Source organism: Streptomyces sp. NBC_00289 (genome assembly GCF_041435115.1).
Lineage (GTDB): Bacteria > Actinomycetota > Actinomycetes > Streptomycetales > Streptomycetaceae > Streptomyces.
The window spans coordinates 10,005,199-10,024,064 of the sequence record NZ_CP108046.1; the positions used below are offsets into that span (position 1 = coordinate 10,005,199).

The 18,866-nt window shown below is 64.2% G+C and carries 15 protein-coding genes and 5 pseudogenes; 10 read left to right on the plus strand and 10 right to left on the minus strand.

The features are described from left to right. Positions 1-137 precede the first annotated feature (137 nt). Positions 138-593, minus strand: coding sequence for a helix-turn-helix domain-containing protein (locus tag OG985_RS45450; RefSeq protein ID WP_371666728.1), 456 nt, complete (start codon positions 591-593; stop codon positions 138-140). 622 nt (positions 594-1,215) lie between these two features. Between OG985_RS45450 and OG985_RS45455 the strand changes: the two genes are divergently transcribed. Continuing rightward, positions 1,216-3,771 carry a LuxR C-terminal-related transcriptional regulator gene (locus tag OG985_RS45455; RefSeq protein ID WP_371666727.1) on the plus strand — a complete coding sequence of 852 codons (2,556 nt, stop codon included), beginning with the start codon at positions 1,216-1,218 and terminating at the stop codon, positions 3,769-3,771. Positions 3,772-3,808: 37 nt separating this feature from the next. Here OG985_RS45455 and OG985_RS45460 read toward each other — a convergent pair whose 3' ends face one another. Together OG985_RS45460 and OG985_RS45465 are read right to left on the minus strand one after the other, a co-directional pair. Next, positions 3,809-4,204, minus strand: a complete 396-nt coding sequence (locus OG985_RS45460) for a transposase family protein (protein ID WP_371666726.1) — start codon at positions 4,202-4,204, stop codon at positions 3,809-3,811. A 33-nt stretch (positions 4,205-4,237) separates the two neighbouring features. Further along, complete coding sequence (locus OG985_RS45465; RefSeq protein ID WP_371666725.1) at positions 4,238-4,486, minus strand: hypothetical protein; 249 nt, start codon at positions 4,484-4,486, stop codon at positions 4,238-4,240. Between the two features lie 626 nt (positions 4,487-5,112). On the opposite strand from OG985_RS45465, the gene OG985_RS45470 reads away from it, so the two are divergent. Continuing rightward, entirely contained in the window at positions 5,113-5,487 is a 375-nt protein-coding gene (locus tag OG985_RS45470) for a hypothetical protein (protein WP_371666724.1), read from the plus strand. A 39-nt stretch (positions 5,488-5,526) separates the two neighbouring features. Beyond that, positions 5,527-6,212, plus strand: a pseudogene (locus tag OG985_RS45475) (IS110 family transposase); the annotation flags it as partial. 14 nt (positions 6,213-6,226) lie between these two features. Here OG985_RS45475 and OG985_RS45480 read toward each other — a convergent pair. The 3 genes and pseudogenes from OG985_RS45480 to istA all read right to left on the minus strand — a co-directional run. Then, positions 6,227-6,676 (minus strand): annotated as a pseudogene (locus OG985_RS45480) (ISAzo13 family transposase); the annotation flags it as partial. A gap of 53 nt (positions 6,677-6,729) precedes the next feature. Further along, complete coding sequence (gene istB, locus OG985_RS45485) at positions 6,730-7,500, minus strand: IS21-like element helper ATPase IstB (protein ID WP_189845846.1); 771 nt, start codon at positions 7,498-7,500, stop codon at positions 6,730-6,732. Further along, complete coding sequence (istA, locus tag OG985_RS45490) at positions 7,497-8,915, minus strand: IS21 family transposase (RefSeq protein WP_331719138.1); 1,419 nt, start codon at positions 8,913-8,915, stop codon at positions 7,497-7,499. Before istA ends, istB begins: the two co-directional genes overlap by 4 nt. A gap of 43 nt (positions 8,916-8,958) precedes the next feature. Between istA and OG985_RS45495 the strand changes: the two genes are divergently transcribed. Further along, positions 8,959-9,690 (plus strand): group II intron maturase-specific domain-containing protein, encoded by a 732-nt coding sequence (locus OG985_RS45495; RefSeq protein WP_371666723.1) that lies wholly within the window; start codon positions 8,959-8,961, stop codon positions 9,688-9,690. Positions 9,691-9,854: 164 nt separating this feature from the next. Here the strand turns inward: OG985_RS45495 and OG985_RS45500 are convergent, their stop codons facing one another. Next, the gene (locus tag OG985_RS45500) at positions 9,855-10,040 is read right to left on the minus strand and encodes a transposase (RefSeq protein WP_371666722.1); all 186 of its coding nucleotides are present in this window, start codon (positions 10,038-10,040) and stop codon (positions 9,855-9,857) included. 276 nt (positions 10,041-10,316) lie between these two features. Between OG985_RS45500 and OG985_RS45505 the strand changes: the two are divergent. The 6 genes and pseudogenes from OG985_RS45505 to OG985_RS45530 form a co-directional block, all read left to right on the plus strand. Then, positions 10,317-11,144: pseudogene (locus OG985_RS45505) on the plus strand (IS982 family transposase). Positions 11,145-11,620: 476 nt separating this feature from the next. Beyond that, entirely contained in the window at positions 11,621-12,145 is a 525-nt protein-coding gene (locus OG985_RS45510; protein ID WP_371674165.1) for a helix-turn-helix domain-containing protein, read from the plus strand. Further along, positions 12,042-12,707 (plus strand): IS630 family transposase, encoded by a 666-nt coding sequence (locus tag OG985_RS45515; protein WP_371674695.1) that lies wholly within the window; start codon positions 12,042-12,044, stop codon positions 12,705-12,707. Before OG985_RS45510 ends, OG985_RS45515 begins: the two co-directional genes overlap by 104 nt. 101 nt (positions 12,708-12,808) lie before the next feature. Continuing rightward, positions 12,809-13,666, plus strand: a pseudogene (locus OG985_RS45520) (IS630 family transposase); the annotation flags it as partial. Between the two features lie 443 nt (positions 13,667-14,109). After that, positions 14,110-14,976 carry an IS110 family transposase gene (locus tag OG985_RS45525; RefSeq protein WP_371666719.1) on the plus strand — a complete coding sequence of 289 codons (867 nt, stop codon included), beginning with the start codon at positions 14,110-14,112 and terminating at the stop codon, positions 14,974-14,976. Positions 14,977-14,993: 17 nt separating this feature from the next. Then, positions 14,994-15,269, plus strand: a pseudogene (locus tag OG985_RS45530) (transposase); the annotation flags it as partial. Between the two features lie 122 nt (positions 15,270-15,391). Here the strand turns inward: OG985_RS45530 and OG985_RS45535 are convergent. The 3 genes from OG985_RS45535 to OG985_RS45545 all read right to left on the minus strand — a co-directional run bounded on the left by OG985_RS45535 (position 15,392) and on the right by OG985_RS45545 (position 18,101). After that, on the minus strand, positions 15,392-16,642 hold the full coding sequence (locus OG985_RS45535) for an IS701 family transposase (protein ID WP_371674244.1): 1,251 nt from the start codon (positions 16,640-16,642) through the stop codon (positions 15,392-15,394). A 143-nt stretch (positions 16,643-16,785) separates the two neighbouring features. Then, entirely contained in the window at positions 16,786-17,547 is a 762-nt protein-coding gene (locus OG985_RS45540) for an anti-sigma factor (RefSeq protein WP_371666718.1), read from the minus strand. Further along, the gene (locus OG985_RS45545; RefSeq protein WP_371666717.1) at positions 17,544-18,101 is read right to left on the minus strand and encodes a sigma-70 family RNA polymerase sigma factor; all 558 of its coding nucleotides are present in this window, start codon (positions 18,099-18,101) and stop codon (positions 17,544-17,546) included. The genes OG985_RS45540 and OG985_RS45545 overlap by 4 nt, the downstream gene beginning before the upstream one ends. Positions 18,102-18,866: the final 765 nt, after the last annotated feature.

The window sequence follows — 18,866 nt, forward strand, 5'->3', positions numbered from 1 at the left end:
AGAACTCCATGATCTTGGAAGCCGTGCCTGTCACGTCCCGAGAACACCGCCCTTGAGCTGACAGTCCGCCAGGAACCGGGCATCACGCGACTACGCCGAAGCCCTGCCCCATGGTGGGGGAGCGGGTCCACCGGCATTCACCGGCTGCTCTCTCGTGAAGGAAGACGTACCGACGCGGCTCGCGAGAGCCGCTGCTTGACGAACCGAGCCCGCCAGCGGCTCACCGACCGCTCGCGCACCCCGAGCTCCGCCGCCACCTGCTTGTTCGTCCCGCCCTCCGCGCACCGCAGCACGATCCTCGCCCGCAGGGCCAGGAACTGCGCGGTCTTCGCCCGCCTCGCCCACCGCATCAGCTGAGCCCGTTCGTCATCACTGAGCACCAGCTCCAACTTGCGCCGGCCCGGCCGCGGCTCATCCGCAAGCCCGGCCATCCGCTGGTCAACGAACCGCGAGCGCCACTTCCTGACCGTTTCCGCGGTCACCTTGAACTCCGCCGCGACACGCGTATTCGGCTTCCCCTCCGCGCATGCCAAGACGATGCGTGCCCGCTCGGCAAGACAGGGCGCCACTGCCCCGCCCGCCCAGCGCAGCAACTGGCGCGCTCCTCATCGGACAGCACCACTTCGACGGCACGAGGACCCCGGGACATGAAAACAGGCTACAGACTTAAGCCCGCGATTTCCGGCGCATCAAAACTAGGTAGGGCCAGTGAGTAATGAGGCGCAATTATGAAGCCTGCGGACGAATGGCTGCAAATTTCATGTCACCCATAGAGGTAATTGTACGGATATGAGCGTATCGCGGTAAGGCTGCGTTGAGCGTATTTCATGTCGCGCGACAACTGCTTCTCTTCTGTTGAGTAATAGTTACTCAAGGCCAATTCGCCCCGCTTGCCCATTCTGATCAATGGTCAGGTTCCTTCCGGGTGCCAGACGAGGCCACAGAAGCGCCCCGCATCCGAAACTAATCTGATTTCCTCGTTTCCCGGGTTGGTTCCACGGTATGTAGGTATCGCTCAGGTACAAGGCATCAAGGGCATGGGGGATGAAGAAGATGGTCCAGCATCGATCGAGCGTTGAAAGTCAGTCTGTTTCAGAAGACAGAAACTTCAAGCGGCACGCTGTGTCTGGCACGAGTGAGAGGGTTGAATGTCGGCTTGTTCCACCGGGTGACCGATTCAATAGTGAGGTGCTTCCTGCCGGACAGGTTCGCCTCATGGGACGCGATGCAGACTTGACTCGCCTCTTGCGTCTGTTGACACAGCCTGACGGGCGCGCCGGCGTGATTATTGCTGGGTCCACCGGTATGGGAAAGACTCGACTAGCCATGGAGGCGTTGGCAACGCTCTCAGACCGTCATACGGTGATACGTTTGATGACCAATTGGCCCGACGGTGCTGTCCTTGAACGCCTATCCGCCACCTCGGCGGATCGCAAACGTGGTTCAGGTGTTATCAGTTTGTCGGCTATGCAAGTCATCAGGGAGATAGAAGGGTCGGGTGATAGCAGTAGGAAACTTTTATTGTTCGTCGACGACGCTGATCTTCTGGACTCAGCAACAGCTGCGTTTGTTTTCGAGCTTGCGGTGCAGTGCCGGATTCGTTTGCTGCTAGCGTTGAATACGCGAGGCGATGTTCCGGCCTTGATCACTAAACTGTGGAGAGACGAGCACGTTCACCGTATAGACCTCCGACCGTTAGACCCGCCCGCGGCGCGTCGTCTGGCCGTGGCGCTGCTTGGGCGGCAGTTGACCTACCCTACGGCTGCGCGCCTGGCGCAATTAGCAGATGGAAATCCGCTGCTCATGCGTGAACTGACGCGTGCGGCAGCGCAGGGGCATATGACGTCGTCACCGGCAGGACTATCACTTGCCGAAGAAATGCCGTTGCCTGCTCATTTTAGCGAGCTCATCATGCTGAAGATTAAACAGTTGATGCCGACGGAACGCGACGCACTGGAGCGGATGGTGTTGGCAGAGCCAGTCACCTTACATGCGCTCCAGCGCATTGCGGGCGAGGAATCTCTGCTACGTCTAGAGGGTTTGGAATTCGTACACGTCGAAGCAACGACGCCGCAGGATCCGTCACTGGCCTTGGTGCGTTCGTTTCATCCTCTAGTGGGTCACGTGATCCGACGCAGCATACCGGCCTTGCGCCGCCGTGCACATCTACAAATGTGGATCGCTATCCACGGCGAGGAAGGGGAGGCAAAGGCCAGCGTTACTGGCTGGCGTCTGGATGTCGGAGAGATCGTTGCCGAGGAGACACTGCTCCGCGCAGCCCAGAACGCTATCGAGGGTCATGACTTCCAGGCGGCTACCCGTTTCACGGCTGCAGCCTGGCACCACTATGCGACCGCGCGAGCTGCAGCGGCCCATGTCCTTTCATTGATTTCGGTTGCGGACTTCGACGCAGCAAACCAGGTATTGACTACAGTCGAAAGCCGGCATGTGGAGCTTCCACAAGAACTTATCGCTGCTCGCGTGCGTTGGTATGTGCTGCAGGGGCGTTTGAAAGAAGCGGAAAGCATCATCTGTCACCTGACGGGCCGCTTGCAGCGCCTGCATCTCGGTATGACAGCATATTGGCAAGGCAGCTACATGCGTGCCATGACGCTTTGCGGTCCACTGACGGATGACCTGAGCGATCCATATTGCATAGAAGCCTCGATCTTCCAGATGGCAGCGCTGGTGCATGCCGGGCGACCCGCAGATGCCCTTGATCTACATGCACGAGTCAGCGGTCAGGTGAGCAAGGCTGGCGCCTTCCACGCCGACTCGCTGGAGGAGATTTACGCCAATGCACTAGCTGACTCCGGACGCTTGGAGGAGGCAGCGGACGTCCTGACCCGCGCGTACGACAGGGCCATCGCCGAGCAACACGTCCGCATTGATGCCCAGCGCGCTCTGGCTCTAGGGGTAGTGATGCTGGGACGTGGCCGTCCGCAGCAAGCACTGAACCTTTTCGTATCTCACGCTGCTCATCCCGTGGGCTGGCAACTCTGGCAGATCCGCGCTCGGTTCTGGGAAACAATGGCCACTGCAACCCTTGGGCGCCCCCACGAGATGGTTCTCCCACCTGCACAGCCCAGCCCTTCTATGGCTTTCCATGCCATCGCGCGGGCGTGGGCAATGTTCTTGACAGGCGACCGGCATCAATCCGCCGCTCTACTGCTTGAAACCGCCGAAGCGTGCCGTTCACTTGGCGGTCACGCTGATGTAGCGGCTATCCTGCATGAGCTGGGCCGTCTCGGCCTGATTCAACGTGCTGCCACTGACTGGGACATTCCGTTGCAGGGCCCCTATTTGCAGGCTCGCCGTGACTATGCCCGGGCAATCGTCACTAACGACGTCGCCCTCATGCGGCGCGTCGGCGAAGCGTTCGTAGAGGCGGGAGCCGAACTCTTCGCAGCCGAAGCGTATGCTGAGCTCGCCCGGCTCTACCGCACGACCGCGCAACCCCGAGCCGCCACTGCGGCCACGCTGCGCGCACGCGCCCTCGCCGCTCGCTGCGAGGGCGCCGCAACCCCGCCTCTACTGTTACTGGAGTCCACCGAACCGCTTACGCTGCGGGAACGTGAAATCGTCCTACTGGTTGCTCAAGGGCTCAGCGACAAGGCGGTTGCAGAACGGTTAACCGTCTCCGTGCGGACTGTCGGTAACCACCTCTACCGCATCTACCGCAAGATGGGGGTAGTCAATCGCGGGGAACTGCAACGCATGGCTGCAGTACCACCGTCTGGCGCGCATCCGCGCAATCCGTACATGCATTGAGTCTTGTCAGTAATGGGTCACGACGGTGTGTGATCGTTCAGATGGTGTGGTCGTGTTCGATCTGGAGCAGGACGAGGGCTGCGGCGGTGATCTTCGTGATGCGGCTGGGGTCGAGGCTGACTCTGCGCAGGGCTTTGAAGGTGGTCTGGGAGGTGGCGCGCTCGCAGACGCCGTGGATGCCGCAGATGACCTTGTTGTACGTCTGCTGCGCCTCGGTCAGCTCGCCTGGGCGGGCTTCTTGTGCGGGTAGCGGAAGCCGCCGCCGACGTTCTCGTAGCCGAGGTCGACCAGGGTCGGCATGTCCAGCTCGGCAGCGATCCGGATGAGGGCCGTCGATCAGGCCGTGATGGCGGGCGCAGATGTCGTGCTCCCGGCCCGGGCGGACCGGTGAGGCCAGATCGGCCAGCCGTCCAGGGGTGGTGATGACCTGCACGTTCCCACCATGGTGTTTGTGTTTTCCGGACCACTACAGGTCTGCGCCGTTGGGGCCGGGGGCGGCCACACGGTCGGTGCGGATGACGGTGCCGTCGAGGTTCAGGTGCGTCAGCCCGGCCGCCTTCGCGCGCTCCAAAGCGGTCGCGAGGTTCGGTGTTCCGGCCGCCAGGACGGACAGCCCCTCGTGGAGGTAGCGGTAGGCGGTGGAGGCCGACACCCGGTTGTCGCAGGCGAGTTGGGAGAGGCGGGTGCCGTCGATGAACCAGCGCAGGATGAGCACCGCCTGACGGAAGCAGCCCAGCGCACGCCTGCCATTGCGGGTTCCGGCCGAGATGCGGTGATCGCGCAGCAGCCGGCCAGGTGCTCAGCGGTGGACCGCTTCACATCGAGCACGGCAGTGTATGTGACACTGATCGACACGTGAGGCCCCTCGGTCGGATCTTTCCTTCGCAAGATCGTTCCTATCAGGGGCCTTACGCCTGCCCGGACTGGGGGACCACACGGGCCGAAGCGCCACCATCGCAATCTCAGCGAGCGACGGGCGCTTACCGGGAAAGGCTCATTGAGGTCTTCTGATCTTGCGTCCGTCGAGTACGGGCTGACCTCTCGTGGTCGAGTGCCCCTGGATCGTCTCGAATCTGTACCGCCTAAAGGCTTTAGTAGGCACTCGAAGACGCGGAACGATGACAGAGTGCTCGGCTGCCGTTGAGTCACCATCTGAGTATCATTTGCTCAATACGGAAGGAAGCCCTGTTGCGGCAGACTTCATCTGGTGCTGCAGTTATTTCAGCCCGCCAAAAAAGGCATGCCCCCTCACCTAGGTGGCGTATATCACTAATGTGAAATACAGAGCATTACGTGCGTCGCGTGTCGATAATCCATAAATCGGTATCTCAGGGAAATTCTATGCCAACAAACATCTTCATTGACGTAGCCCGCTCGTTCAAGCAAATAATTTTTCTCAGCGCTGAACCAAAGATGATGTTCGGCAGTCCAAATGAACAAGATGTCACGAAGGGTGGAGTGCCGAAGTGGGAGGTCCAAGTCGTCGCCACATCTGAACAATTCGGCAGGCTTGAGAATGAGATAATCAGGGTTAGTATCATCTCGCATAGTCACCCGGGTGATGGAATGGAGGGCCCGCAACCCGTCGAACTCGTCGCCTTGCGTGTACGTGTTAATCCTGTAGAGCGGCGTACCGATAAGGGCGGAGCCGAGCGCATGGTGGGAGGCACTGTCACCTATCAGGCAGACGGATTGCGAATTGCGGCCATGCCGTGATCAGGTCATTGGCGTCTTCAGCTTGTCAGGTTCTGCGGGATCGACTGGGCGGAAAAACATCATGACGTCGCCCTGATTGACGAGGTCGGGAAGCTGCTCGCCAAGGCCCGCATCACAGGTGACGCGGCCGGCTATCGGAAACTGCTGGATCTGCTCGCCGAGCACGGGGACACCGAGCACGATCCGATACCGGTCGCCATCGAGACCTCCCGCGGTCTGCTCATCGCCATCCTGCGAACCGGCAAACGGAAGGTCTTCGCGATCAACCCGCTCGCCGCCTCCCGCTACCGCAACCGCCACGCTGTCTCCCGCAAGAAGTCCGACCCTGGCGATGCCCTGGTCCGGGCGAACATCCTGCGCACCGATATGCCCATGCACCGGCTACTGCCAGCCGACAGCGAACTCGCCCAGGCCATCGCGTCCTGGCTCGCGCTCAGCAGGACGCCGTCTGGAATCGCCAGCAGATCGCCAACCAGCTCCGATCACTGCTACTGCTGCGCGAGTACTATCCCGCCGCGCTGAACGCGTTCATCACCGGCCGCAAGGGCGGCCTCGCTCACCCCGAAGCCCGCGCCCTCCTAGCCATGGCGCCGACCCCCACGCTGGCCGCGAAGCTCACGAAGCCCCAGATCAGAGCAGCCCTCAAACGCGGTGGCCGACAGCGATACCCCGAGGCAGAGACCAAGCGCCTCCAGGATATTTTCCGGGCCGAGTACACCCACCAACGGCTTTGCGGCCGCCCGCCCGGGGCCCGGCGTCGCTCGCCGCCGTCGCGTCGGGCGGCGGGGTCCTGTTTCTGCAGCGTCTGCCAGTCGGCGGTCAGGGTCTCCGTCAGCTCGGTCAGGGCGGTGCAGGTCATACCGGTCAGCGCGGGATGTGACAGAGCTCCGCGGTCGAAGTCCGCCGTCGGCCCGGGCGTTGGTCCGGTGGGGCCTGCCGGGCAGGCGGGGTGGAGGTGCGCGGTGTAGTTCCATTCGCCGTGAAAGGCATGTCCGGTGACCGGCACTGCGTTCAGCTCGGCATCGCTGACCTTCACACCGATGGGATAGGCGCCGGTGTCGAGTTCCGCATGGACGGTGAGACCGGTGCGGGTGGTGGTCGCGGCGATGGACTGCACGACGACTTCGTGGCTGTTCAGCGGTCTGCCGCGCCAGTTCATGGTGATCGCGGAGAACAGTCGATGCTCCATGTCGGCGTACTCTCGCTTCGGGCCGGGCCGGTACGTTTGAACGTCCCCAGGTGTTAGGCCACTTCGTTCTCCCGCTCGATGGCCTGGAGGCGGTTCTTGAGCCGGTAGCTCGGGCCGTTGATCGCGATCACTTCGCAGTGGTGGAGGAGCCGGTCGAGGATCGCGGTGGCGAGGACCTCGTCGCCGAACACCTGTCCCCATTCGCTGAAGGTCTTGTTGGAGGTCAGGATGATGGAGCCCTTCTCGTAACGCTTGGAGATGACCTGAAAGACCAGGTTCGCCTCGGCCCGTTCGAGGGGCTGGTAGCCCACCTCATCGATCACAAGGACGCTCGGCCGCAGGTAGGTGCCGAGTTTGTTGACCAGCCGTCCGGCCGACTCGGCAGCCTTCAGATTGCGGACCATGTCGTCGAGACTGGTGAAGTAGATCGAGTAGCCGGCCCGGCAGGCCGCGACAGCGAGAGCGACAGCGATATGCGTCTTGCCCACTCCCGGTGGCCCCAGCAGCGCGGCGTTCGCCTTGCCGTCGACGAAGGAGAGGCTGGCGAGGTCTTTGACCTTGCGCGGGTCGAGCTCGGGCTGGAACGAGAAGTCGTATTCGTCCAGCGTCTTGTGGTGTGGCAGCTTGGACAGTCGCAGGCCCTGGCGGAAGCGGCGGTCGTCGCGGACGGCGAGCTCTTCGGAAAGGACCAGGTCGAGGAAGTCGAGGTAGCCCATCTTCGCCTCGTCGGCTCGGCGGGTGTACTCGTTGATGGTCTCCGCCAGGTGGGGCAGGCCGAGCTTGCCGGCCGTGGTGCGGATGCGGTTGCCGGTCAGCTCGCTCAAGACGACTCCTTCGTCGGGGAGTTGGTGGTGAAGGGCCGGGTGCCGGTCAGTTCGTCATAGACCGACAGCGGCCGCCGCCCGACCTCGATCTGGGTTGCAGCGGCCCGGTTCAACAGGGCCTGCAAGGGCCCGATGCGACCCGCCGCGGGGAACTCGCTCTGCGGTGGTGGCGGCTCGTCGCCCGTCGTAGTGCGGCGGTTCTTGCCGGTTGGCAGGCCGTCCCAGTGCTCATCCTGCTTGACAACCACGCCGCGGCCGACCGCCCGCGGATGGCTGGACAGCAACGTCTCGCCGCTGGCATCGGGGACGGTCGTGTGCAGCATGACCTGGGATTTCGTCGCTCTGATCTCCACCAGCTGACGCGGGCGGACCTTGCGGGCGGGCACCGAGTAGAGGTTCCCGCCGAACGCGACCAGACAGTCCTTGCCCACCGGCCGCAGATGCCGCTCGGCCACCAGATAGGGCGAGGACGGCAACGGCTTCAGGGCGGCGTGATCCCGGGCGGCCCGGTGTCCGATGACCTCGTGGTGGGTGGCGTGGGTGCGGGCGCGTCGCTGCGGCACCCACGCCAAGAACGCGGCATCCAACTCCTCGAGCGAGGAGAACGCCCGCCCGGCCAGCACGTGATCACGCACGATCAACACCTGGCGTTCGACCCGACCCTTCCCGGTGGGCCGGTAGGCGGCCAGCACGTCGATGTCGAAGTCGTAGTGGCCGGCGAAGCCGACCGCTTCCGGATGCAGCGGAACCGCCTCACCGGGAGCGACGTGCCGGCGCACGACGGTCTTGGTCCGGTCGTAGACGATCGACATCGGCACCCCGCCGAAGTGCGCAAATGCCCGCCGGTGGCAGTCGAAGAAGGTCTGCAGGTCCTGGCTCGTGGTGAAGCAGCAGAACGGATCGCGCGAGTACGACAGCACCATATGGAACGAGTAGACCTTCGGGATTCCCAGGTGGGCGAGGATCTTGCCTTCATCGCCCCAGTCGACCTGAGCCTGGGCCCCGGGAACCACCTCGAAGCGGCGGTGCATACCCGCCAACTCCCGCGGCTCGATCCCCAGTTCACCCGCGATCCGCGGCCGGGCCTCCTGCAGATAGAGCTTGACCCGCTGGTAGTTGATCGTCGAGCCGTACTCCTTCACCAGGCGTTCGTGCACCACAGCACCCTTGATGAGGATCTCTGCCCGCAGCATCGCGTCGATCAACGGGGCGACCTCGTCGACCGCCTTCTTCCGGGGCCGGCCGTTCGACGTCCGCCTCGGCGGCACCGACGCCGCCGTGCTCGACAGATACTTGCGGACCGTCTTGCGGTCCAGCCCAGTCTCCTTGGCCACCTCGGTCAGACTGACCGCCCCTGACTCGACCAGAGCACGGAACCGCCGCAGTTCCAGCCAGCGCTGCGGGTCCAAAACCACCGCGTCACCACCCTCCGCCACCCTTCACCGGACGAGCAGAAGAGTGCCGGGCACCACGATTCACCGCACCATCAAGCGTCCCTTTTCACTCGTACGCGACCGGGGACGATCGTGTGTACGCCGACACCTGCGCAGGCGTCGCCGTGCAACCAGACGTCCGAACTGGCGAATCGTCCGCTACGCGGACGATTTCGTCGTGCTGACCGACGGCGAACGCGACGACGTCGAGGCGCTGCGCGAGGACATCGCCGAGGTGTTGCAACCGCTCGGTCTTCGCCTCTCTGAGGCCAAGACGCAGGTGGTGCACATGGCGGACGGGTTCGACTTCCTTGGGTTCCGCATCCAGTGGCGCCGCAAGCGGGGAACGGACAAGTGGCACGTCTACACCTTCATCGCTGACCGGCCCATCCGGCAGCTGAAGGACAAGATCCGCGCCCTGACGAACAGAACGTCGCAGCAGAACCCCAGGGACGTGCTGATCAGGCTCAACCAGATCATGCGCGGCTGGGCCAACTACTTCAAGCACGCGGTCTGCAAAGCCACCCTGAGTTCCCTGGCCAGTTTCACCTGGCACCGGGTGATCAGCTGGTGGATGGCACTGCACCGCTGGAAGTGGAAGGACGTCCGCCGACGCCTCACCGACCACACCGGACGGTGGCAAAGGCCCTCGGCAGACGGGATCGAACTGTTCGACCTCCAAGCGGTGGCGGTCACTCGCTACCGCTACAGGGGCAACACGATCCCCGACCCCTGGACCCGCCCCAACCACGCCTGAACGGCAGAGTCCGTGGAGAGCCCGGTACTCGGAGACGGGTACGCAGGGTTCGGCGAGCGGCACGGAGAAACGGACCGGTGGCAACACCGGCACCGCGCTCCGTGCCGACTCAACAGGCACCCCGCCCCCGCAGCCGGCGGGGGTTTCCTCCGCCATGTCCGTGGTCACCCGGACCGCTCGCCGGTATCCGTCTGGGCCTGGCGGACCCACTTGCGCAGGCTCCCCGCGCCCACGTCCAGCTTCGGCGCGATCGCCCTGCAGGCCTCCCACACTGACGGATACTCCGCCAGATGCTCCACGACCAGACGAACCGCCCGCTCACGCACTTCCTTCGGGTACTGCCTCGGCATAGACGCGATCTTCCCTCGTAAGCAAGTCTCCACCGAACCCGGCCCGGTTCACCCACCACCCTGGCCGCCCTCTCCCATGAACGGTGGGAGATCGAGACCGCACTGGACGAGCTGAAGACTCACCAGCGCGGGCCGGCCCAGGCCCCGCGCTATCGGCGGGCGATGATGCCGGCCCCGGCCGTGGAAACCGGGTGTCGGTAATCGCCCAACTAGACGATCAAGTCCTATGTCTGGGGCGGTGTCCGGGCATGCGGACGGAGTGTCCAAGATCGTTCTGTGACGAATGACATGGACACCCTGCTGACGGCACTTTACGTGAAGATCGACGACGAGACCGGGGACGTGCGGTGGATGGGCCGGCCGCCGCAGCTGACGGATCCGGAACTGGTGTGCCTGGCCGTTGCGCAAGCGATGCTGGGGTTCACCTCGGAGGCCCGGTGGCTGCGGTTCATCAATGTCCGTCTCAGGGCGATGTTCCCTTACGTACCGCAGCAGTCCGGGTAGAACAAGCGGCTTCGGGCCGCGTTACCGCTGGTCAAGCGCACCATACGGAATGCGGCCGGTCCAGACCGACGGTGAAGCGCTCGGACCTGGCCGGCTGGGCCGGATACGGGTACTGCGCCTCGCACTCGAGGTCCTTCTGGGGCCTGCGCCTGTACCTGGTGTGCACCCCGACCCGGATGCCGATCCTGTGGGCCCTGGCCAAACCGAAACTCGACGAACGGGAAGTCCTCCAGGCCATGCTCGACCTCCGCAGACCTGGTTGCCGACCGGCCCGGCCTGCTGCTGATCTCCGACAAGGGCTTCGCCTCCAAAGAGTTCGAGAACGACCTCGCCATGCGCGGCATCGAGTTCCTGCGCCCGTCGTTCAAACGGGAGAAGAGACGCAAGGGCGAGAGCCTGCTGAAATCGGTACGGCAGCTGATCGATTCGGTCAACGACACTCCCAAGGGCCAGCTTGACCTGGAACAACACGGCGGACGGACCTTCGAGGGCGTCGCCGTCCGCGTCGCCCAGCGCGTCCTCGCCCTGGCGAGCGCGATCTGGCACAACCACAAGACCGGCTTCCCGCTCACCCGATCACTCATCGCATACGACCACTGACCACATAGGACTTGATCGTCTAGTGCAGGCCGACGAGGACACCGTCCGGGACGTGGCTCGAAATCGTCCAGATCCCTCTCGACCTGCTGGCCTGGATGCCCATGCTCGCCCTGCCTAGCCAGGCCCGCCTCTGGGAGCCCCGCCGCGTGCGGTTGCGCCTGTTCTCCGCGGCTGGGCAACCCCCTACGAAGAACCCAGTCCAGACCGGAGCAGTGGAACCCGGCGGCCACCCGAGACGACACAGGTCCTCGGCCTGCCCGTCAGCTACAGAAGCGAAACGGTCCACCGACTCCGTTGGCGGACCGTCAAGAAAGATGAGGCTAGTAGACTGTCGCGACTAAGTGTCTTCCTGGTTGGTGGAGTTGGCCGAGCGAGCGTCACTTGTCGCTTCCGTTCGGCCGGGCAGGGGTGCCGTGTCCTCGCAGAAGAAGTATCCGGTCGCGTTGTGTGCCGAAGATCGTCGGGCTTTGGAGCGCGTGACGACGACGGGGGTCCGCAGCGCGTCGATGATCAGGCGGGCGCGGGTGCTGCTCGCGTTGGACACCTCGGCCGGCGCGGTCGCTCCGCGGGTGGTGATCGCGGACCGGGTCGGGGTCTCGTGCGATACGGTCCGCCTGATCTCGAAGCGGTACGCGGAGACCGGTGGTGATGTGTGGGCCACGGTCGGCCGGAAGGCACGCGCACTCCCGCCGGTACCCTCCGCAGTGACCGGCGAGGTCGAGGCGCGGTTGATCGCACTGGCCTGCTCGACGCCGCCCAAGGGACACGCCAGGTGGTCGCTGCGCCTGCTGGAGAAGCACGTCGCGCTGGTCGAGGACATCCCGGACCTGGACCACTCCACGATCGGCCGGGTGTTAAAAAACGGAATTGCGTCCTCATGTGAAGAAGTGCTGGACCATCCCGCCGGCTGCGAATGCGGCTTTCGCCGCGGCGATGGAGGACGTCCTGGCGGTCTACCGCCGACCCTTCGATCCGGCGCGCCCGGTGGTGTGCATGGATGAGAAGCCGTACCAGCTGCTCGGTCACGTCCGCGATCCGCTTCCCGCACGGCCGGGCCGTGACCGGCGCGAGGACAACGAGTACGTCCGCTCGGGGACCTGCTCGATCTTCTGCTGGGTCGAGCCGCTGCGCGGATGGCGGCGCGTGGACGCGCAGTCCCGCCGGACCAGGGTCGACTGGGCGCACCAGGTCGAGCACCTGCTGACCGTGGACTACCCCGACGCCGCCACGGTCGTGCTGGTCATGGACAACCTCAACACCCACACCACAGCCTCGCTCTATGAGGCGTTCGACCCGGCGAGGGCCTTCGCGCTCGCCCAGCGCCTGGAGATCCACCACACACCCAAACACGGTTCCTGGCTCAACATCGCCGAGATCGAGTTGTCCGCACTCACCCGCCAGTGCCTGGACCGCCGCATCCACGACCTCGCCGTGCTCAACACCGAACTCGCCGCCTGGCAGCAGTACACCAACAGCAACCAGCGCCAAGTCGACTGGCACTTCACCACCGACGACGCACGCGTGAAACTGCGCCACCTCTACCCAACAACACAGAGAAATTAAGGCGCGACAGTCTACTAGTGCCGCATCAGGCAACGTTCGCCCTGCCGTGATGCAGCGCTCGGTTGCTGCGTCGGGCGGCATCGGACGGCCAGAATGATGACGTGGCTGAACGGGTGCAGGTCCGGGAGATTGATGACGACGAGGGCAGGCGGCTGCTGCGGATCATCCGCAGGGGCACCGGTTCGGTGGTGACCTGGCGGCGGGCCCAGATGGTGCTGTTATCCGCTCAGAGCATGCCTGTGGCGAAGATCGCCGAGGTGACGTTCACCAGCCCGGACCGGGTCCGGGATGTGATCCACAACTTCAACGCGGACGGCTTCGAGGCGCTCTACCCGAAGTACAAGGGCGGCAGGCCCAGAACCTTCACCCTCCCGGAACGCCGGGAGATCAAGAAGATCACCAAGTCCAAGCCGGCCGAGCACGGCCTGCCGTTCTCGACCTGGAGCCTGGCCAAACTGGCCGACTTCCTGGTCGCTGAGGGGGTGGTCGACGACATCAGCCACGAGGGCCTTCGGGTCCTGCTCCGAGAGGAGGGCGTCTCGTTTCAACGCGTGAAGACCTGGAAGGCCTCCCGCGACCCGGACTACGAGGCCAAGAAGGCCCGCGTCGAGCATCTATACGCGATCGCCGACGGCGAGGTCATACCCGAGGACGGCGAGCCCGAAGTCGTCTTCTGCATGGACGAGTTCGGACCGCTCAACCTGCAGCCCCACCCCGGCCGGCAGTGGGCCGAACGCGGCGGCCGGCACAAGGACCCCGACCGCGGGCCCCGCCCTCGGCGCCGGGCGACCTACACCCGCCCGCACGGGGTCCGCCACCTGTTCGCCGCCTACGACCTGGCCAAGGACCAGCTCTACGGGCACGTCAAGAAGACCAAGAACAGGTCGAAGTTCCTGGAGTTCTGCCGCTATCTGCGCTCGCTGCATCCCACGGACGTGCGCATTGCGATCGTCTGTGACTGTGAGACTGGTGGGGTTCCGCACGGGTCGTGGCCTGACCCGGTCTGTGACTGACCACGGTGTCTCGTAGATTGATCTGTCGGTCACGGCCCGTGCGGTGCTCGCTGCCGCCGGCCCGGTGGGTGTGTCCCGATAGGGGCCTTCGCGACAGGCACCCTCACAGTCCTGACCGCCCGAACGGTCCGGCGGTGGCCATCCGTTTCGAAGCGATCGAGAGAGACGAATGACCGCCCTCAGCATGCCGCACAACAGCAGCAGCACGCAGCCGCCCGCCCACTCCGCGGGTGGTGCTCGGCGTGGACACTCATAAGGACGTGCATGTTGCGGCTGTCGTCAGCGTTCTTGGGGCCCTCCTGGGAACGCACGACTTCCCCGCCACGGCAGAGGGCTACGACGAACTCCTGTCCTGGGCAGGCAGGTTGGGGACCGTTGAGTAGGCCGGTGTGGAGGGGACCGGCTCGTACGGTGCCGGGCTGGCCCGGCACCTAGCGGCTGAGGGCATAGAGGTCATCGAGGTCAACCGGCCGGACCGCGCGGCGCGACGACGCTCGGGCAAGACCGACGCGGTCGACGCCGAAGCAGCAGCCAGGGCCGTCCTGGGCGGCCGTGCCACCAGCACCCCGAAGAGCAAGAACGGGCCGGTGGAGGATCTTCGCGTCCTGAAGGTCGTCAAGGATTCCGCGGTCCGCAACAGGACTCAGGCCATCAACCAGCTCAAAGCGCTCCTGGTCAGCGCACCATCACGGCTGCGCGAGTCCCTCGCCGGGCTCTCGAATCCAAGGCTCTTCACGGCCTGCGCCGCCCTCGATCCCCAAGCCAGCGCAATACACCAAGCCTTGCATGTGCTGGCCCACCGCATCAAACAGCTGACCGCCGAGGCCACCACCCTCACCCGCCGGATCACTGCCATCATCCAGGCCCACAACCCACAGCTGATTCAGCTGACCGGAGTCGGCCCGGACAGCGCGGCCATCCTGCTCATAGCCGCAGGTGATAACCATGACCGTCTCCGCGACGAGGCATCCTTCGCCGCCCTGTGTGGAGTCAGTCCCGTCGAACGCTCCTCCGGTAAGAGCCAGCGCCGTCGCCTGAACCGCGGGGGCAACCGGCAGGCCAACGCAGCCCTCTACCGCAGAGTCCTCTCCCGCCTGCGCTGGGAGGAACGCTCCCGCGCCTACCTGCAGCGACGGACCGCGGAAGGCAAGACAAAGCGCGAAGTCATCCGCTGCCTAAAGAGGTACGTCGCCCGCGAGATCCACCGTGCCATCACCTCTGCTCCACTGCCACTTCCACCCACCCTGGCGGCTTGACGAACCATAGGGGCATCAACTACTCCCCGCACCTGACGACGAAGCGCTGCCAGCGGGTCGCGACGTGGGCGGCGGCGAACAACGTGAAGATCGCCTACACCCCGACCAACAGCTCCTGGCTCAACCGGATCGAGGCCCAGTTCACCGCCCTGCGCTACTTCGCACTGGACGGCACCGACCATGCCAGCCACAAAGAGCAGGGAAGCATGATCCGCCGCTACATCATCTGGCGGAACAAGCACGCCCCCGACGAACGCCTCCGCGAGGTCGTGAACAGGGCGAACGTTGCCTGATCCAGCACTAGTAGGGCTTGGTCAGGTCCGTATCGGTGTGGGTATGTCGCGGTGGCAGGTGGGGCAAGCACCGGTCCAGGCGGCGAGAAGTGTCTGGAGTTCTCGGACGACTTGGTAGAGGTTCAGACTTGCGCCGCGTCTTTTGGGTCTCGTGCCAGTCGTTGCAGGGTGCAGAAGGCGTGGGCGGCGGAGACGAGGGTGACGTGGTGGTGCCAGCCGCCCCAGGTGCGGCCTTCGAAGTGGGCCAGTCCCAGGGCCTGTTTCATCTCGCGGTAGTCGTGCTCGATGCGCCAGCGGAGCTTGGCCAGCCTCACCAGGGGCGCCAGTGGCATGCCGGAGGGCAGGCTGGAGAGCCAGAACTGCACGGGTTCGGGTTCGGTGGCCGGCCATTCGGCCAGCAGCCAGCGTTCGGGCAGTTCAGGACCGTCGGTGGCCTGGCGGACGCCGCGTCCGGCCGGGCGGATGCGCAGAGCCACGAACCGCGAGTAGATGCGTTTGAAGCCGCTGATTCCTTTGCCCGGGCGGGAGCCTTCCCGCCAGGACACCGGCCTCGTGGCCGTCCTCCCGGCCGCGATGACCAGGTCTTTCACGGTCTGCGCAGGCTCGGGATACTGCATTCTCGGTGGCCGGCCGGTTCCCGCATAGGCGGGCTGGACGGGCCGGGCGTCGGCCGGATGGGCGGTGTGGCGGGAGGAAATGCCCACCGCATAGGGCAGGTTGCGTTCTTCCAGACCGTGGCGGAAGGCGGCGGCGTCCCCGTATCCGGCGTCCGCGACGACCAGGGGGATGTCGATGCCCCACGACCGGCTCTCGTCGATCATGTCCAGGGCCAGCTGCCACTTCTCGACATGCCCCACCCGGTCGGGGATGCCGCAGCGACTGCGGCGGGCGACCTTGTCCGGGTCCGCCTCCGGCGAGTCGGGATCCCAGGACGCGGGCAGGAACAGCCGCCAGTTCACCGCCGCCGAGGCCCTCTCGCGCGCCAGATGCAGCGAAACCCCCACCTGGCACTTGGTGACCTTGCCCGCGGTGCCGGTGTACTGCCGTGACACACACGCCGAGGCATCCCCGTCCTTCAAAAAGCCGGTGTCATCGACGATCAATGCCTCTGGACCGATCGCCTCGTGCATCCGCCAGGCCAGCCGGGCCCGCACATGCGCCGGATCCCACGGACTGGAGGTGATGAAATGCGCCAGCGCCTGACGATTACCGTCCTCACCCAGTCGGGCCGCCATCGGCTCCACCGACTTACGCCGCCCGTCCAGCAACAATCCGCGCACGTACGCCTGCCCCCACCGCCGCTGATCCGCACGGAAGAACCCGTCGAACAACTCCGCCGCGAACGCCTCCAGGTCCTCCCGGACCGAGGCCATCTCCTCAGGTGCCACACCACCTCAACGACCCTCACGGACCAGCGGACACGCCACCCACGAGTGAAGCTGACCAAGCTCTACTAGGTACCCGTAGCACGCAAAACAACATGCCGGATCTCTTCCAACCAGCCCAGAACTGCTGCTCAGATCGGAACATCGACGAGTCGCTGGCCTGAAAGAGTACGAACTTCGAAGCTTTTCAGTGCGCTTGGAGTGAGATCCGTCGAGGCCATCAAGGTGAGCGGATCAGGATCATCGTGGATCCCGTTCGTAGGAGCGGATACCTGCCACGCGCCGATCGAGTGGGCGCGCCCCTCGGTGTCGATGGCCATTAGGGTGCAGCGTTCGGGACCTTCAACACCAGTGATCCGGAGAGTAATAGAGGTACCCCAACTGCGGGCTTGCAGGCCCACTGCAGCGCGCACGCCGGTAGCTGCATCGGCTGCGGTGTGTTGTTGTCCGGCGAGTGCAGGTGCTGAACCATGGGCGGCAGGAGGCCTGCTAGCTGGTTCAGATGTGAGAGAAAGACTGAAGGCGGCGATAGCGGATGCTGCGGCCGCCACGATCACCAGACACCGCCGCCGCGTGCGGCGCCTGTCCGCTGCCGTTGTCTCCAAAAGATTCTGCAGCATTCTGGGGCCAGCCGTCGCGGCGGCGAGCGGCAATTGTCGCTCGCCGAGTGACCTGATGGGACCTCGGTGGGGGGTAGCTGCATCAGTGAACTCACTGCTGATTGGGTGACCGAGGATGCTCAGGCGCTGTGCAGCTGGGCCCAATTGCTCGGCCTCTTCTGTACATCTAGGACAGCAGGCCAGGTGCGCTTCGAATGCATCACTGTCGGCGCCTTCCAAGACTCCCAGGACGTAGGCGGCCACATCCTGATGTCGCTTAGGTGTTGCAGTCATCGCCCTGGCCCCTCCTTCTGGTCTCGTTCCTGCAGCGCCAAGCGCATGGCGTGCGACGCGTAATAGATACGGGATTTCAGCGTGCTTGCCGGCACTCCGAGGTGAGCGGAGGCCTGAGCGATGGTGCGTCCTTTAAGATACGTCTCCACCAAGGCCTCTCGGTGAAACGGACTGAGTGTGTCAAGCGCGTCGGAGACCGTCATGGTTTCCAGTGCCTGACTCATCTCATCCGGTCCGGGCAGTACTTCTAGCGCGGAAGCATCGGTTTCACGAGGCCGGGCCGTCCGCGCGCGATGCGCGTCGATGACGAGTCGGCGAGCCACCGTGATCAGCCACGGCCTTATGCTCGCAGATTCCATAGCGCAAAGTCGCTCGGCGTGCTTCCATGCACGCAAGAGTGTTTCCTGTACCACATCCTCAGCCAGTTGCCGGTCCCCGCCCGTCAGGCCTGCGATGAATCGGAATAGAGCCGTACCATGTTCCCGGTACAGACCTTCCACCAGCGCTCCATCCTGCGCAGGGAGCTGATCAATCCGATTAGTGCTCGTATTCATTTGATTCGCTCTGTGATCCTTTGTGGCTGATTTGTGCACTCCTCTATAGGAGCATCTCCATTCCGCTGGCGCGGATCCCAACTGGCAGTAGTTCAGCCGGGTTACCTTGCATGTGGCTACGGGTACTGGATAGGACTCATCTTGAAATAGCTGCCTCACCGATCGGTCTATTCGCTGCAAGGATTCGTCGGAATGTGTCCTGACACTTAACATTCGCATGTAGACTCCACAGGTTCCGCCGCATGCGCCTCGCCCGGTCCGGTATTGCCATGGGGTCGGGTTGATACGTCCCCTCGCTCGTGCCTTGGCCGGCGCCGGAATTGCACTTGGCGTACAACCGTCATAGATGGAAAAGTGCGTCAGCATGAAGGTGAGCTTCATTCCATCCGACTTTCCTGAACCAAAGCGCGCCGTCAAGGCGGCCAGGAGGACTCGGAAGGTGGTGGCACCGACCTATCTCAATTTACTTACTACCCGTAGCCACGAACGCAACATTGAATGTAAACGGTGGGGCGGTGCATTGACTTACGCACAGCTCGTGAATGACCTGACGGTCAGGGCAAGCTGGTTCTCGCACAATTTCACGGAGAATCACGCCGGGGCCCATGTTTTCGCGTGGAGGTCAGATCGCAAGCGATCCGCACGAACACGCGTTCAGGAGGTGTCTGCGCCGGCCCGGATACTGGTTTACCTGAGACTGAATCGAATCGGCTACCGTGACAGCCGCAGTTAATCGTTCAATCCGAGACGTCCAAGACCATGCGC